The following is a 15,375-nucleotide window of genomic DNA, read 5'->3' as shown; positions in this document are numbered from 1 at the left end:
CCTGGAGGGGTGGTTGAGGAAAAGAAAAGAGGAAGGGGTTTCACACGGTCAGGAAGGACCTGACCTTGTCCTGGTCGAGGCTGGCGCGCGCCTCGTCGTGCACGAGCCGCCCGCGGTCGATGACGAGGAAGCGGTCGGCCAGGTCGAGCGCGAAGCTCAGCACCTGCTCCGACACCACGACCGCGAAGCCGCGCTCGGCGCGCAGCACGTTCAGCGTCTGCGCGATCTCCTTGATGATCGAAGGCTGGATGCCCTCGGTCGGTTCGTCCAGGATCAGCACCCTGGGCTCGGAGATCAGCGCGCGCGCAATCGCCAGCATCTGCTGCTGGCCGCCCGAGAGGTTGCCGGCCTTGCGCTGCTTCATGTCCTTCAGCACGGGGAAGAAGCGGTACAGGTAGTCGGGCACCGTGCGGTGGCCCGACCTGGCGGCGCCCGAGAGGATGTTCTGCTCCACCGTGAGAAACGGAAACACCATGCGCCCCTGCGGCACGAAGGCCAGGCCGCGCGCCACGCGCTGGTAGCTGGGCAGCGCGGTGATGTCGGCGCCGCCCAGCCTGATGTGGCCGCCGCGCGCGGGCAGCAGGCCGATCAGCGACTTCAGCAGCGTGGTCTTGCCCATGCCGTTGCGGCCCATGATGGCCACCGCCTCGTCGGGCGCGACGCGCAGCGACACGTCGCGGATCACATGCGACTCGCCGTACGCCACGTCGAGTCCGGAAACTTCGAGCATCTGTGTTTCTCCTTGAGTTCAGTGGCCGAGGTAGACGTCGATCACGCGCGGGTCGGCCTGCACTTCGGCGGCCGTGCCTTCGCTGAGCAACTTGCCCTGGTGCAGCACGGTCACGCGGTGCGCGATGCGCTTGACGAAGTCCATGTCGTGCTCGATCACCACCACCGACTTGCCCGGCGCGATGCGCCGCAGCAGGTCGCCGGTCTGCTCGCGCTCGCGCGGGCTCATGCCGGCCACGGGCTCGTCGAGCAGCAGCAGCTCGGGCTCCTGCATCAGCAGCATGCCGATCTCCAGCCACTGCTTCTGGCCGTGGCTGAGCTGCCCCGCGCGGCGGTCGAGCTGGTCGAGCAGGAACACGTCGGCCGCCATCGCGTCGATGCGCTCGCGCAGCGCGGCCGTGCGGCGGAAGGTCAGCGACTGCAGCAGGCCGTGCATGCGCGGCAGCGAGATCTCGAAGTTCTCGAGCACCGTCAGGTCTTCGTAGACCGAGGGCGTTTGGAACTTGCGGCCCACGCCGGCGCGCACGATCTCGTGCTCGTTCAGGCGGGCCAGGTCCTGGCCGTTGAACAGCACGCGGCCCGAGCTGGGTTTCGTCTTGCCGCACACCATGTCGAGCAGCGTGGTCTTGCCCGCGCCGTTCGGCCCGATGATCACGCGCAGCTCGTTGCGCTCGACCGCCAGGCTCAGGCCGTCCACGGCCTTGAAGCCGTCGAAGGACACGGTGAGGTCTTCCACGCGCAGGATCTGCTCGCTCGACGGCGGCACGGCCGTGGCGGCTTGTGGCAGTCCGCCGTTGGGCAGGGTCATGGTCGCGTTCATGGCGCCGTCTCCGCATGGCGCCGGCGCAGCAGTTTTTCGCCCAGGCCCGCCAGGCCGTTGGGCATGGCCCAGACCACCAGAATGAACACGGCGCCCAGGAAGTACAGCCAGCCTTCGGGGAAAGTCTCCGACAGGTACGACTTGAGAAAGCCGATGAGCAGCGCGCCGATCACCGCGCCCGGGATCGACAGGCGCCCGCCCACCGCCGCGTAGATCACCATCTCGACCGAGGCCACCACGCCGATCACGCCCGGCGCGATCAGCCCCACCTGCAGGCTGTAGAACGCCCCGCCGATCGAAGACAGCACGGCTGCCACCGCGAACACGAAGGCCTTCATGTGCGCCGTGTTGTAGCCGCTGAAGCGCACGCGGTCCTCGCGGTCGCGGATGGCGATGAGGATCTTGCCGAAACGGCTGCGCACGATGACGAGCGACACCGCCATCACCAGCGCGATGGCCAGCACCTCGATGAAGTACATCACGCGCTTGGCGTCGTCGCCTGCGATGTCCAGCCCCAGCAGCGTGCGGAAGTCGGTGATGCCGTTGGCGCCGCCCGTGTCGCCCTGCTGGCCGATCACCACCACGGTGAGCGTGAGCGCCAGCGACAGCGTGACGATCGCGAAGTACACGCCGCTCACGCGCCGCTTGAAGATCGCGTACGAGAACACATACGCCAGCACGGCCGGAACCGCGAGGATGCCGACCACGGTCCAGCCCAGCGAATGGAACGGCTGCCACCAGGCGGGCAACTGCTCCACGCTGCTCCACACCATGAAGTCCGGCAGCTCGGGCGCCGAGGCTTCGAGCTTGAGGAACATCGCCATCATGTAGCCGCCCAGGCCGAAGAACATGCCCTGGCCCAGGCTCAGCACGCCACCGTAGCCCCAGGTCAGCACCACGCCCACCGCGACGAACGCGAAGGCCAGGTACTTGCTCACGAGGTTCAGGCGGAACGCATCGAGCGTGAGCGGCAGCACCACGGCCAGCAGCAGCAACACCGCGGCCATGGCGCCGATGTCGCGCCGGCGTTGAGGAGAAAGAGGAGAAAGCTTTTGCAACCGCATGCCTCAGCTCCTGGACCGCGTGGCGAACAGCCCGTTGGGGCGGAAGTACAGCACCACGATCACCAGCAGCAGGATGGTCGCCTTGGCCATCGAGCCGCTCATCAGGTACTCGAGCCAGGTCTGCGACTGCGCGATCGAGAAGCCCGACAGCGCCGTGCCCACCAGGCTCTGCACGCCGCCGAACACCACCACGATGAACGAGTCGACGATGTAGAGCTGCCCCGTGCCGGGGTTGGTCGAGCCGATCATGGTGAACACCGCGCCCGCGATGCCCGCCAGGCCCGAGCCCAGCGCGAAGGTCATGGCGTCGACGCGGTGCGTGTCGATGCCCACCGCGCCGGCGATGGCGCGGTTCTGCGTCACCGCGCGCACCTTCAGCCCCCACGGCGTGCGGTACAGCAGCAGGTACACGCCGGTCGCGACCAGCGCGGTGAGCCCGACGATGAAGATGCGCGTCAGCGGCAGCTGGATGCCCGCGGTCGGCTCCCACGCCCCCGCCAGCCACGCGGGCAGCGGCACGCTCACCTCCTGCGCGCCGAAGATCGAGCGGTAGGCCTGCTGCAGCATCAGGCTCAGGCCCCAGGTGGCGAGCAGGGTGTCCAGCGGGCGGTCGTAGAAGAAGCGGATGAAGCCGCGCTCCAGCACGTAGCCGAACGCGAAGGTCACGGCGAACGCGAACGGAATCGCGGCGAACAGGTACAGGCCCATGAAGCCCGGCGCGAAGTGCTCGAAGAAGCGCGCCGCCAGGTAGGTCATGTAGGCGCCGAGCGCCATCAGTTCGCCGTGCGCCATGTTGATGACGCCCATCAGGCCGAACACGATGGCCAGCCCGATCGCCATCAGCAGCAGGATGGTGAACAGGCTCACGCCGTTGAACACCTGCATCACCGCGATGTCGAAGTTCATCGCGTTCAGACCTTCGGGAACGGGTTGGGCTCGACCAGCTGCGGCGATTCCCACACGATGTCGAACTGCCCGTCGGGCCGCGCGCGACCCACGCGCACCTTCTTCCACACATGGTGGTTGGTGGCGTGGACGCGCACCGTGCCCTCGGGCGCCTCGATCTCCACGCCCGAGGCGGCGGCCGTGACCTTGTCGACGTCGAAGGACTTGGCCTTCTCCACCGCCAGCTTCCACAGGTACACGCTGTTGTAGGCCACCTCCATCGGGTCGCCGATCACGCGGTCCTGCCCGTACTTGGCCTTGAAGGCCTTCACGAACTTCTCGTTGGCCGGCGACTTGATGCTCTGGAAGTAGCCCATGCAGGCGTAGTAGCCCGCGGCGTTGTCCTTGCCGATGCCCTCGATCTCGTTCTCCGACACCACGGTGGACAGCAGCACCTGCTTGGCGCCGTCGAGCCCGGCCGCGCGCAGCTGCTTGTAGAGCGCCACGTTGGAGCCGCCCACCACCGTGCTGTAGATGCAGTCGGGCTTGGCGGCCTTGATCTTGTTGATGATCGACGAGAACTCGGTGTGGCCCAGCGGCGCGTATTCCTCGCCGAGCACCTTGCCGCCGGCCTTGGCGATGGCGGGCTTGGCGATCTTGTTGCAGGTGCGCGGATAGATGTAGTCGGAGCCGACCAGGAAGAAGCTCTTGCCCTTTTCGCGCGCCATCCACTCCACGGCCGCGATCACCGACTGCGTGGCTTCCTGCGAGGGGTAGAACACGCGCTTGTCCTGCTCCTGGCCTTCGTAGTAGGTCGGGTAGAACAGCAGGCCCTTGGCCTGGGCGAGCACCGGCAGCAGCGCCTTGCGCGAGGCCGAGGTGTAGCAGCCGATGATGGCGGCCACCTTGTCGCGCTCCAGCAGCTTGCGCGCCTTCTCGGCGAACACGGGGTTCTCGCTCGCGCCGTCTTCGACCACGGCCTCGATCTTCTTGCCCATCACGCCGCCGGCCGCGTTGATCTCCTCGATGGCGAGCTTTTCGGCGTCGACCAGCGAGGCCTCGGCGATGGCGATGGTGCCCGAGAGCGAATGCAGCAGGCCCAGCTTCACGGTGTTGCCGTCCTGCGCGAAGGCCAGCGGCGCCACGCCGGCGGCCGCGCCCAGCACGATCATCGAGCCGCCCGTCTTCACGATCTGGCGGCGGTTGAAAGCGTTCGTCGTCGTCATGTCAAATTCCTTTGTGTTTGTGCGAGTCATCAGGAAGATCCGACCTTCGGAACCGTGCGTTGGGTGTCTCCTCCCGCGGCGCGGCCCTGCAAACGGGCGCTCGGCTGCCAGTGCGTTTTTTCTTCGGGCAAAGCTCCGCCACCGGATGCGGCGCATCCGTTTCGAAAAAGCTTCCTTGCGGCCGAAAAAACAAAAAAGCCCGAACCGGTGGTGAAACCGATTCGGGCTTTATTGCCCGACGCCTCGCTGGCAGCACTGGCAGCGGGTGTCGTATGACTGGTAACGATTGCTCGTTGGGGCGGATTCTTCTCAACTCACCCCGGCATGAACATACGCTTTTTCGCCAATTGGCGAAAGCGCGGCGCATGTGTTATTCGCGCGCAATCAATCAAATGAATGAATGAATGAATGCAATCAGCGTGGACGGGCGTAGTCGGACTCGATCCAGGCGCTGGCGCTGGCGGCCGTGAGCCTGAAGGCGGGCGACACGCTCACGCTGGCGAGCTCGGCGTCGTCGGCATCGTCGTAGGCGGTGAGCGTGGCCGAGGGGTTGTCCTCGTCGGGCACGATGGCCAGCGCCACGCGAATGCGCTGGTCGTTGCGCGCGGTGACCGTCACGCTCTTGTTGAGCGTGGCGTGCAGCTGCTGCTCGTGGCGGCGGATCACTTCGGCGGCGGTCTTTACCAGCGTGGAGAAGGCGGGGCCGTCGAGCGGCTTGGGGTTCTTCTTGTCGCGGCCCATGGTCCAGGGGCCGACGAGGGCGGGCTCGGGGTCGCCGTGGCGGGTCATTTCGACGGCCCAGCCGTCGTCTTCCTCGTTCTTGATGACGCGGGCGGTCCAGGTGTCGTCGCGCCAGAGGCGGGGCTCCTGCAGGGGGAGGGCGTCGGTATCGGTGTCGGTATCGGTCGGTTCGGTCATTCGGGTGCTTGTGTTCTTGCGTGGGCCATTTTCCCCTTTGCGCCTGCCTGTTCCCGCCCGCCAACGTACTGTTGCAGTCCCTCGGCCAGCGCGTCGAAGGCGACGCGGCAGCGCGGGCTGTTGCGCAGGTCTTCGTGCATGGTGACCCAGGTGTCGAGCGCGAGCGTCAGCGCGCGCGGCATCAGCCGCACCAGTGCGTCGCTGCGCCGGGCCAGGCCGACCTGGCACACGCCGACACCCGCGCCCGCGCGGATCAGCGCCAGCTGCGCCAGGTCGCTGTCGGTGCGCAGCGAGAACGCATCGCGGTTGTAGCCCTTGAACGCCTTGCCCGCGTTGCGCACGAAGGCCGAGGGCTGGTCGTAGCCGACCACCGTGTGCTGGGCCAGGTCCTCGAACTTGCGCGGCGTGCCGTGGCGCGCGAGGTAGTCGCGGTGCGCGTGAAAGCCCAGTTCGATGTCGCCGATGCGGCGCGCCACCAGCTGCTCCTGGCGGGGCCGCACCATGCGCACGGCGATGTCGGCCTCGCGGCGCAGCAGGTCCTGCACGCGGTTGGTCAGCACCAGCTCGACCTTGAGCGCCGGGTGCGCCTCGCGCAGCCGCGCCACGATGGGCGGCAGCACCTCGACGCCGATCACCTCGCTGGCCGACACGCGCACCACGCCGCGCACGCCTTCTCCGTGGCTGCTGGCCGCGCGCTCCAGCGAGGCGGCGGTGCTTTCCATGGCCTCGGCATGCGTGCGCAGCGCCTGCGCCACCTCGGTGGGCAGCAGCCCGACCTGCGAGCGCGTGAACAGCACCACGCCCAGCGCCTCTTCGAGCGCGGCCACGTGGCGCCCGGCCGTGGGTTGCGTGATGCCGAGCGCGCGCGCCGCGCCCGACAGCGAGCCCTCGCGCAGCACGCCGAGGAAGGAGCGGTAGAGCTCCCAGCCGATGTTCGAAGTCATACATAAATGTATAGCCGCTGGCTAATGTTCGGCAATTCCATTGGAGCCCGCCCGGTTCCAGAATTCGCCCATCGACAACTGTTCTGGAGCATTTCATGGCACACGGCAACGACGACAACACGGTTCTGGTTCTGGGCGCGACGGGCGGCATCGGCGGCGAGGTGGCTCGCCAGCTGCGCGACGCGGGCTGGCAGGTGCGGGCCCTGAAGCGCGGCGCGGCCGAAGCTGGAACGAGGAAAGACGGCATCACCTGGATCGCCGGCGACGCGATGGATGCGCAGGCCGTGCGGCAGGCGGCCAAGGGCTGCGCGGTCATCGTGCATGCGGTCAACCCGCCGGGCTACCGCAACTGGTCGCAGCTGGTGCTGCCGATGCTCGACAACACCATTGCCGCCGCCAGGGCCGAGGGCGCGACCATCGTGCTGCCGGGCACGCTCTACAACTTCGGGCCCGACGCTTTTCCGTTGCTGGCCGAAGACGCGCCGCAGCACCCGGTCACGCGCAAGGGCGCGATCCGCGTCGAGATGGAAAAGCGCCTCGAAGACGCCAGCCGCCAGGGCGCCCGCGTGCTGATCGTGCGCGCCGGCGACTTCTTCGGGCCGAAGGCCGGCAACAACTGGTTCTCGCAGGGGCTGGTGAAGGCGGGGCTGCCGGTCAAGGCCGTGAGCTACCCGGGCCGCGCCGGCATCGGCCACCAGTGGTCGTACCTGCCCGACGTGGCGCGCACCATGGTCGAACTGCTGGCGCGGCGCGACCGGCTCGCGCCCTTCGCGCGCTTTCACATGGGCGGCCACTGGGACGCGACGGCACGCGCATGAGCGGCGCCATCCGCAAGGCGGTAGGCCGGCGCACGGGCGCCGCCGTGCGCGTGTCGGCCTTTCCGTGGTGGCTGCTGACGCTGGCCGCGCCCTTCGTCACCACCTTCCGCGAAATGCGCGAGATGCGCTACCTCTGGCAGACCCCCGTGGGCATGGACAACGCGAAGCTGGTGGCGTTTCTGGGCCGCGAGCCGCACACGCCGCTCGACGAGGCGGTGGAGGCCTCGCTCGAAGGCATGGGCTGCCTGGCCACGGCGCCGGTGGCCGCTGCAGCCTGAGCGGTCAGAACACCGAGAGGCCCGTGCGCGTCACGAACAGTTCGAGCGCCTTCATGCCCAGCAGCGAATTGCCGGTGGCGTCGAGCGCCGGCGACCACACGCACAGCGTGAGCGTGTCGGGGACCACCGCCACGATGCCGCCGCCCACGCCGCTCTTGCAGGGCAGCCCGATCGAGAAGGCCACGTCGCCCGCCGCGTCGTAGGTGCCGCAGGTGAGCATCAGCGAGTTGATGCGGCGCGTTTGCCGCTCGCCGGTGATCGCGGGCTGGCCGTCGATCGGGTGGGCGCCGTCGCGGCACAGGAAGGCGGCGGCGCGCGCCAGCTGGCGGCAGCTCATGCGCAGCGCGCACTGGTGGAAGTAGGTGTCGAGCACGGCGGCGACGTCGTTGTCGATCTTGCCGAAGCTCTTCATGAAGTTGGCCAGCGCCACGTTGCGAAAGCCCGTGTCGGCTTCGGACTGCGCCACCTCGTCGTCGAAGCCGATGGGCTCGCCGCACAGGCTGGCCATGAGCGCGAGGATGTCGGCCTTGGCGCTGCCGCCGCTGGCCCGCGCCTGGCTCACCAGCCGGTCGGCCACCGCGATGGCGCCCGCATTGATGAAGGGGTTGCGCGGCTTGCCCTGTTCGTTTTCCAGCTGCACCAGCGAGTTGAAGGGGTTGCCCGAAGGCTCGCGGCCGATGCGCTCCCACAGCGCGTCGCCCATGCGCTGCATGGCGAGCGTGAGCGTGAAGAGCTTGGACACGCTCTGGATGGAGAAGGGCGTTTCGAAGTCGCCCGCGCCGGCCTCTTCGCCGTCGCAGGTGCGCAGCGCAATGCCGAACTGCCGTGCGTCGACGCGCGCGAGCGCGGGGATGTAGCTGGCCACGGTGCCGCCTTGTCCCAGTTGAGGACGCAGGGTGGCGACGATCTCGTCGAGCACGGGCTGGAAGTTCATGGTGTTGCCGTTCTTCATGCGCTGCGTTGTACCGCGGGCCGGCGGTTCACCAGCACGATGCCCAGCGCCACGCCGATGAGCGCCACGATCAGCTGCAGGGTCAGCGGCTCCTTCAGCAGCGCCACGCCGAACACCAGCGCGAACAGCGGCGTGAGGAAGGTGAACGACGACATCTGCGTGGCCGGGTAGTGCCGCAGCAGCCACATCCAGGTGAGGTAGCTCGCGAAGGCGCCGATCACGGTTTGCAGCGCCACCGAGCCCCAGGCCCAGGTCGAGTACGAAAACCCCCAGTGCTCGCCGAGCGCGAGCGACAGCACCGGGCACATCGCCGCCGTGACGGCCACCTGGTAGAACAGCGTCTTCTCGGCGCTGGCCGTGGCCAGTTTGGTGGTGCGCAGCGTGAGCGTGGTCAGGCCCCACAGCGCGCCGGCCGCCAGGCCCATGGCGTCGCCCACCAGCTGCGACGAGCTCATGTGGCCGAAGCCTTCGCTGAAGGCCAGCACCACGCCCGCGAACGCCAGCAGCAGCCCCAGCCACTGGAAGCCGCGCAGCCGCTCGGCCGGCACCCAGCGCGGCAGCAGCACCGACACCCAGAAGGGCGCGGTGTACAGAAACACCGTGAGCCGCGACGCGCTGGTGTTCTGCAGCCCCAGGTAGATGCCCGCGAACTCGCCCGAGAACAGCAGCCCGGCCAACAGGCCCGGCCACAGCGTGCCGTCGCGCTCGAACAGCGGCACGCGCCGCCACACGCACCACAGCCACAGCAGCGCGGTGGCGCCGACCATGCGGATCGAGGCCTGCCACATCGGCGGCACCTCGGCCACGGTGGTCTTGATGAGGATCTGCTGCAGGCCCCAGAACGCGCAGCAGGCGATCAGGAGGCCGATGGCGAGGGAGTCGAGGTGGGTCTTGCGCTGGATCATTCGCTGCTGTCGGTGGGGCGCGGCGGAAGAAGGGGCCGCGCAATTCATCTGATGATCGTATCGCGCCCGGGTGTTTTCTGCGCAGGGTCGTTCCGCGGCGGCAGCGGGACGCGACGCTGCGCTAACATTCGATCCTTCGTTCAGGGTACCGCTTTCCCTCGCACGGCTCAGCACCCGGTATAGGTGCCGAGCGGCAGAGGTATTCAGTGGGCCCACAAACCTTTTCCTGGCTGTTGCTCGCGGCCAGCGTGGCGGCGGAAGTCATCGGGACGATCGCGCTTCGCCATGCGGACGGATTCACCCGCCCTGTTCCGTCGCTGGTCGTCGGCGTTTCCTATGCCGCCGCCATCTGGCTGATGTCGGTCGCCGTCAGGCACCTGGAAGTGGGGCTGGCCTACGCGGTGTGGGCGGGCAGCGGCGCCGCATTGATTGCAGCACTGGGCATGGTCTGGTTCGGTGAATCGACGACGCTCCTGCGCACGGCGGGCATCGCGATGATCGTGATCGGGGTCGTGGTGCTCAACCTCGACGCGCGCTAGCGATCGGCCACCGGGTAACCCGGCTTGCCCCGCGTGCCCACCATCAGGTCGGGCACCACGGTCTCGACGTCGGGCAGGGCGCGGGCCGCGCGCTCCAGCTTCTTCGCCAGCGCGGCATTGGGCACGCAGCCCTGCAGGTACACCCAGCGCCGCTGGATCATCACCCACACGCTGCCCTTGTTCACGCCCGGCACCGCCTGCAGCGCGGCGCGCACCTTGGGCGCCAGGGGCTTGTCGTAGCGGTAGGCGTTGCTGTCGGTGCACTTGCCGGCCAGCCAGCAGCTGGTGCCGCGCTCCAGCCGCGAATGGGTCTGCACGCGGCGCTCCTCGGCGGTGTAGAACGGGCCCTCGGGCATGGGGCAGGCCGGCAGGCCCGCCGCGACCTGGAAGAACGGGTCGTCGAACCAGTTCTGCTTGAGCGGTCCGCCCGCCTCCTGCGCCATGCCGGTCTGCGCGGCGAGCAACAGGACGGACAGGAGCGCAGGGCGGTGCATCACAAGGGGTGTTCGGTGTAGAAGCGCCCGCCGTGGAACAGCAGCGGCGAGGCGCCCGCGTCGTGCGTGCAGCGCTCCACCTCGCCCACGAAGATCACGTGGTCGCCTTCGTCGTAGCGGCTGCGGTTGAAGCACTCGAAGCTCGCGGCCGCGCCGGCCAGCACGGGCGCGCCGCCCAGGCCTTCGGTGAAGGCCACGTCGGCCCAGCGGTCGATGTTCTTGGTGGCGAAGCGCTCGGCCAATGATTTCTGGCTGGCCGCCAGGATGTTGACGGTGTAGTGCGAGCCGGCGCTGAGCGCGGGCATCGAGCCGGCCGCGCGCGCCAGGCTCCACAGCACCAGCGGCGGCGCGAGCGAGACGGAGTTGAAGGAGTTGGCCGTGAGGCCGACCAGCGTGCCGTCGGCCGCGCGGGCGGTGACGATGGTGACGCCGGTGGCGAACATGCCGAGCGCATCACGAAATTCGTCGGGCGAAAAAGAGGGCGGCTGGGCCCGTCGGGGAGTGGTCACTGAAAAAGGCGGCAAGGGCTTGGAGGGCAGAAGGCCATTTTGGCTCAGCGACCGGGGGGCTGCTTGGCGGGGCTCATCAACTCGGTCACCAACCGGGAATAGGCGGTGGCCGCAGGCGAGAGGGTACGCCCCGCGAGCGTCACGAGGCTGTAATGCGTTTGCATGCGCGCAAGGCCGGCCACCGGCAACGGCACCAGCGCGCCGGTCTCGTGGCCCGGCACGGGCGCCAGCGGCGCGAGGATCACCGCGTGGGCCGTGAGCGCCAGGTGCCGCAGCGTGCCCGCGTCGTCGCAGGTCAGGTTGAACACGGGGCGGTCTCCGCCGTTGCCGCCGTTGCCGCGCCGGGCGTGCCGGTCGAACTGCGCGGCCACCTCGGCCGCAGTCGCGGGCCGGCCACGGGGTAGTCCATGAGCTTCTCGATCGTCGGCTGCTGCTTGAGCTTGAGCAGCGGATGCTTCGGCCGCACGAAGAACGACACCGGCATGTTGGGCAGTCGCGCCAGCTTCAGGCCGGGCTGCTTCTTCAGGTCGCGCGTGTCGGCGATGAACAGGTCGAGCTGGCGGCGGTGCAGGCGCTCGCACAGGGCGGCGGTATCGGCCACCTCCATGCGCATCTGCAGCTTCGGGTGGCGCTGGGTCATGAGCGACAGCGCCATGCGCCCCAGCGTGCCGGCGGCGAAGGGGCCGAGGCCGACCGCGAGGCTGCCGATGGCCAGGCCCTCGAGCTGCAGCACGTCGCGCTCGATCTGCCTGGCGTCGGCCAGCAGCTCGCGGGCGCGCGCCAGCACCAGCTCGCCGGCCTGGGTGAAGCGGACGGTGCCGTAGGCGCGGTCGATCAGCCGCGCCTGCAAGCCCTCTTCGAGGTTGTCGATGCTGCGCGAGAGGGCCGGCTGCGACAGGTGGCAAGCCTGGGCGGCGCGGCCGAAGCTGCCCTGGTCCGCAAGCGCGACGAGATGCTGGAGCTGGCGCAGCTGCATTTTGCGTTCTGGGTAAAAAGGGAGTTCATATTTTGCATTTGCCAAGGATTCGGCCGCTTCGGAGAATCGCCGCATGACCCCTTCCTGTTCCTTCTCCGCCGCGCTCGTTGCACTGGCCTGTGCGTTGGGCGCCCCGTCGACCTCCGCGCAGACCGGCCCCAAGGCGCCCGAGCCTTCCACGCTGCAGGCCAACGCCGAGATGGCGAAGACGCTGCCCTTCGCGGACCGCCGCGATTTCGACGACGCCCTGCGCGGCTTCGTCGCCACGGTGCCCGACGCGCTGGTGCCCGGCACCGGCGCGCGCCCGGTGTGGAGCATGAAGCTCTACGATTTCCTCAAGGCCGACGCGCCGGCCGACACCGTCAATCCCAGCCTGTGGCGGCAGGCGCAGCTCAACGCCATTCACGGGCTGTTCCAGGTGACGGACCGCGTCTACCAGGTGCGCGGCTTCGACCTGGCGAACATGACCATCGTCGAAGGCGACACCACGCTGATCGTCATCGATCCGCTGCTGTCCGCCGAGACCGCGCGCGCCGCGCTCGACCTCTACTACCGGCACCGGCCGCGCAAGCCGGTCGGCACGGTGATCTACACGCACGGCCACGTCGACCACTTCGGCGGCGTGAGGGGCGTGGTCGACGAGGCCGACGTGAAGGCCGGCAAGGCGCAGGTGCTGGCACCCGCGGGCTTCATGGAAACGGCGGTGGCCGAGAACATCCTCGCGGGCAACGCGATGAGCCGGCGTGCGCAGTACCAGTTCGGATCGCTGCTGCCGCCGGGCGCGCGCGGGCAGGTCGACACGGGGTTGGGCAAGGCGCTGGCGCACGGCACCGTCTCGTTGATCGCGCCCACGGCCACCATCGACAAGCCGAGCGACGAACGCACCATCGACGGCGTGCAGTTCGTGTTCCACCTGGTGCCGGGCTCCGAGGCGCCTTCGGAAATGCTCATGTACCTGCCGCAGTTCCGCGTGCTGAACATGGCGGAGGACGTGACGCACACCATGCACAACCTGTACACGATCCGGGGCGCCGAGGTGCGCGACGGCAACCTGTGGTCGAAGTACATCGACGAGGCGCGCGTGGCCTTCGGCGACAAGGCCGACGTGCTGATCGCGCAGCACCACTGGCCCACCTTCGGGCCGGACCGCATCGTCGACCTGCTGAAGAAGCAGCGCGACATGTACAAGTTCATCAACGACCAGTCGCTGCGCCTGTTGAACCAGGGCTACACCGCCGCCGACATCGCGGAGACGCTGCGCATGCCCGCGAGCCTGGCGCGGGAGTGGTCGGCGCGCGGCTACTACGGCACGCTGCGTCACAACGCCAAGGCCGTCTACCAGAAGTACCTGGCTGGTACGACGCCAACCCCGCCAACCTGAACCCGCTGCCGCCGGTGGCCTACGCGCAAAAAACCGTCGAGTACATGGGCGGCGCCGACGCGGTGCTGGCCCGTGCGCGCGAAGACTTCAGGAAAGGCGAGTTCCGCTGGGTCGCGAGCGCGATGAGCCAGGTGGTGTTCGCCGACCCGTCGAACCGCGCGGCCCGCGAGCTGGGCGCCGATGCGCTGGAGCAGATGGGCTACCAGTCGGAGGCGGGTACCTGGCGCAGTGCCTACCTGGTGGGCGCGATGGAGCTGCGCGGCGGCGTGCCGAAGATTCCGGCCGGCGGCAGCGCCAATGCCGACACGTTGAAGGCGGTGAGCAACGACCTGTTCTTCGATTTCCTCGGGGTGCGGCTCGACGCGGCCAAGGCCGAAGGCAAGAAGCTGGTCATCAACTGGAACTTCACCGATTCGAACCAGCAGTTCGTGCTGACGCTGGAGAACTCGGCGCTGACCCATATCGCGGGCCAGCAGCCGGGCGCCGACGCCACGGTGACATTGAGCCGGGCCACGCTCGACGCGGTCACCTTGAAGGAGACGAGCTTCCCCGCGGCGGTGTTGACGGGCAAGGTGAAGATCGACGGCGATCGCGCGAAGTTGGCGCAGCTGATGTCGATGCTCGATACCTTCGAGCCCATGTTTCCCGTGGTCGAGCCGCGCCGGTAGAAAAGCTCACCCGAAGAACCAATAGCAGACCGCGACCGCCGCGACAACGCCCGCCAGCTCGGCCAGCAGCGCGCAAGGCACCGTATGCCGCGCGCGCTGGATGCCCACGGCGCCGAAGTACACGGCCAGCACGTAGAAGGTGGTCTCGGTGCTGCCCTGGATGGTCGCTGCCACCAGCGCGGGGAAGCTGTCGACGCCCTGCGTCTTCATGGTCTCGATCAGCATCGCGCGCGCCGCGCTGCCTGAAAAGGGCTTGACCAGCGCCGTGGGCATCGCGTCGACGAAGCGCGCGTCGAAGCCGCCCGCGCTCACCAGCCAGTGCAGGCCGTTCAACGCGAAGTCGAGCGCGCCCGAGGCGCGCAGCACGCCGATGGCGCACAGCATGGCCACCAGGTACGGCAGCAGGTTCTTCGCGATGTCGAAGCCTTCCTTGGCGCCTTCGATGAAGCACTCGTAGACCTTGATGCGCCGGATGGCCCCGGCCAGCAGGAACCCGACGATCACGCCGAACAGCGTGAGGTTGCCCAGCAGCGACGACAGCGACGCAATGGCCGCCGCCGACAGCGTGCCCAGCAGCGCCATGAAGCCGCCCAGCAGCAGCGCGCCGGGCACCAGGTAGGCCAGCACCACCGGGTCCCACAGCCGCAGGCGCTGCACCGCCGCCACCGTCAGCAGCCCGACCAGGGTCGAGGCGCTGGTGGCCAGCAGGATCGGCAGGAACACCATCGTCGGGTCGCCCGCGCCCTGTTGCGCGCGGTACATGAAGATCGTCACCGGCAGCAGGGTCAGCGACGAGGCGTTCAGCACCAGGAACAGGATCTGCGCGTTGGTGGCCGTCAGCGGGTCGGGGTTCAGGCGCTGCAGCTCGCGCATCGCCTTCAGGCCGATGGGCGTGGCGGCGTTGTCCAGCCCCAGCGCGTTGGCCGCGAAGTTCATGGTGATGAGGCCGAGCGCCGGGTGCCCGGCCGGCACGCCCGGCATCAGGCGCCGGAACAGCGGCCCCAGCATGCGCGCGAGCCAGCCGACCAGCCCGGCCGCCTCGGCGATGCGCAGAAAGCCCAGCCACAGCGTGAGCGTGCCGAACAGCAGCACCATCACCTCGACCGCCAGCCGCGCCATGGTGAACAGGCTCTCGACGATGGCCGCGAAAACACCCGGGTCGCCGCCGACGAGCCAGCGCCCCAGCGCGGCCAGCGCCGCCACCCCGAAGAAACCCAGCCACAAGCCGTTGAGCACGTTTCTTTTTTTCCTTTTTGGTGCGCGGATCAT

At 68.6% G+C, this 15,375-nt stretch carries 15 protein-coding genes and 2 pseudogenes; 3 read left to right on the top strand and 14 right to left on the bottom strand.

Going from position 1 to position 15,375, the window contains the following annotated elements; translation table 11 throughout:
* Nucleotides 1-40: 40 nt before the first annotated feature.
* From urtE to BMG07_RS14885, 7 genes are all read right to left on the bottom strand, one after another.
* Nucleotides 41-730 (bottom strand): urea ABC transporter ATP-binding subunit UrtE, encoded by a 690-nt coding sequence (gene urtE, locus BMG07_RS14915; protein WP_198085228.1) that lies wholly within the window; start codon nt 728-730, stop codon nt 41-43.
* An 18-nt stretch (nt 731-748) separates the two neighbouring features.
* Nucleotides 749-1,537, bottom strand: a complete 789-nt coding sequence (urtD, locus tag BMG07_RS14910; protein WP_269758995.1) for an urea ABC transporter ATP-binding protein UrtD — start codon at nt 1,535-1,537, stop codon at nt 749-751.
* An 8-nt stretch (nt 1,538-1,545) separates the two neighbouring features.
* Nucleotides 1,546-2,613: an urea ABC transporter permease subunit UrtC gene (urtC, locus tag BMG07_RS14905; RefSeq protein ID WP_198085226.1), complete on the bottom strand. Its 1,068-nt coding sequence runs from the start codon at nt 2,611-2,613 to the stop codon at nt 1,546-1,548.
* Nucleotides 2,614-2,616: 3 nt separating this feature from the next.
* Nucleotides 2,617-3,519 (bottom strand): urea ABC transporter permease subunit UrtB, encoded by a 903-nt coding sequence (gene urtB, locus BMG07_RS14900; protein WP_198085225.1) that lies wholly within the window; start codon nt 3,517-3,519, stop codon nt 2,617-2,619.
* A gap of 5 nt (nt 3,520-3,524) precedes the next feature.
* On the bottom strand, nt 3,525-4,724 hold the full coding sequence (urtA, locus tag BMG07_RS14895) for an urea ABC transporter substrate-binding protein (protein WP_198085224.1): 1,200 nt from the start codon (nt 4,722-4,724) through the stop codon (nt 3,525-3,527).
* A 414-nt stretch (nt 4,725-5,138) separates the two neighbouring features.
* Nucleotides 5,139-5,642 (bottom strand): hypothetical protein, encoded by a 504-nt coding sequence (locus BMG07_RS14890; RefSeq protein ID WP_198085223.1) that lies wholly within the window; start codon nt 5,640-5,642, stop codon nt 5,139-5,141.
* Nucleotides 5,639-6,586 carry a LysR family transcriptional regulator gene (locus BMG07_RS14885; RefSeq protein WP_198085222.1) on the bottom strand — a complete coding sequence of 316 codons (948 nt, stop codon included), beginning with the start codon at nt 6,584-6,586 and terminating at the stop codon, nt 5,639-5,641. The genes BMG07_RS14890 and BMG07_RS14885 overlap by 4 nt, the downstream gene beginning before the upstream one ends.
* 70 nt (nt 6,587-6,656) lie before the next feature.
* On the opposite strand from BMG07_RS14885, the pseudogene BMG07_RS14880 reads away from it, so the two are divergent.
* A pseudogene (locus tag BMG07_RS14880) lies at nt 6,657-7,682 on the top strand (SDR family oxidoreductase).
* Nucleotides 7,683-7,686: 4 nt separating this feature from the next.
* Here the strand turns inward: BMG07_RS14880 and BMG07_RS14875 are convergent.
* Together BMG07_RS14875 and BMG07_RS14870 are read right to left on the bottom strand one after the other, a co-directional pair.
* Nucleotides 7,687-8,616, bottom strand: a complete 930-nt coding sequence (locus BMG07_RS14875) for a glutaminase (RefSeq protein WP_374221281.1) — start codon at nt 8,614-8,616, stop codon at nt 7,687-7,689.
* A 14-nt stretch (nt 8,617-8,630) separates the two neighbouring features.
* Entirely contained in the window at nt 8,631-9,539 is a 909-nt protein-coding gene (locus BMG07_RS14870) for a DMT family transporter (RefSeq protein WP_198085220.1), read from the bottom strand.
* 206 nt (nt 9,540-9,745) lie between these two features.
* On the opposite strand from BMG07_RS14870, the gene BMG07_RS14865 reads away from it, so the two are divergent.
* Nucleotides 9,746-10,078: a multidrug efflux SMR transporter gene (locus BMG07_RS14865; RefSeq protein ID WP_198085219.1), complete on the top strand. Its 333-nt coding sequence runs from the start codon at nt 9,746-9,748 to the stop codon at nt 10,076-10,078.
* On the opposite strand, the gene BMG07_RS14860 is transcribed toward BMG07_RS14865, so the two are convergent.
* From BMG07_RS14860 to BMG07_RS14850, 4 genes are read right to left on the bottom strand one after another with little or no spacing between them, the layout of a single operon-like run.
* Complete coding sequence (locus BMG07_RS14860) at nt 10,075-10,572, bottom strand: BON domain-containing protein (RefSeq protein WP_198085218.1); 498 nt, start codon at nt 10,570-10,572, stop codon at nt 10,075-10,077. The genes BMG07_RS14865 and BMG07_RS14860 overlap by 4 nt on opposite strands.
* Nucleotides 10,572-11,081, bottom strand: coding sequence for a flavin reductase family protein (locus BMG07_RS14855; RefSeq protein ID WP_198085217.1), 510 nt, complete (start codon nt 11,079-11,081; stop codon nt 10,572-10,574). The genes BMG07_RS14860 and BMG07_RS14855 overlap by 1 nt, the downstream gene beginning before the upstream one ends.
* A 44-nt stretch (nt 11,082-11,125) precedes the next feature.
* Complete coding sequence (locus tag BMG07_RS42170) at nt 11,126-11,389, bottom strand: hypothetical protein (RefSeq protein ID WP_269758983.1); 264 nt, start codon at nt 11,387-11,389, stop codon at nt 11,126-11,128.
* Complete coding sequence (locus BMG07_RS14850; RefSeq protein ID WP_269758982.1) at nt 11,377-12,057, bottom strand: LysR family transcriptional regulator; 681 nt, start codon at nt 12,055-12,057, stop codon at nt 11,377-11,379. The genes BMG07_RS42170 and BMG07_RS14850 overlap by 13 nt, the downstream gene beginning before the upstream one ends.
* A 73-nt stretch (nt 12,058-12,130) precedes the next feature.
* Here BMG07_RS14850 and BMG07_RS42165 point away from each other — a divergent pair.
* Nucleotides 12,131-14,106 (top strand): annotated as a pseudogene (locus BMG07_RS42165) (alkyl/aryl-sulfatase).
* A 6-nt stretch (nt 14,107-14,112) separates the two neighbouring features.
* On the opposite strand, the gene BMG07_RS14840 reads toward BMG07_RS42165, so the two are convergent.
* Nucleotides 14,113-15,342: a nucleoside recognition domain-containing protein gene (locus BMG07_RS14840; RefSeq protein ID WP_198085216.1), complete on the bottom strand. Its 1,230-nt coding sequence runs from the start codon at nt 15,340-15,342 to the stop codon at nt 14,113-14,115.
* Nucleotides 15,343-15,375 lie beyond the last annotated feature (33 nt).

The organism is Variovorax sp. E3 (genome assembly GCF_016082275.1).
Taxonomy (GTDB): Bacteria; Pseudomonadota; Gammaproteobacteria; order Burkholderiales; family Burkholderiaceae_C; genus Variovorax.
Note: the sequence above shows the minus strand (reverse complement) of the source record. Positions and strands in the feature narration are given on the sequence as shown.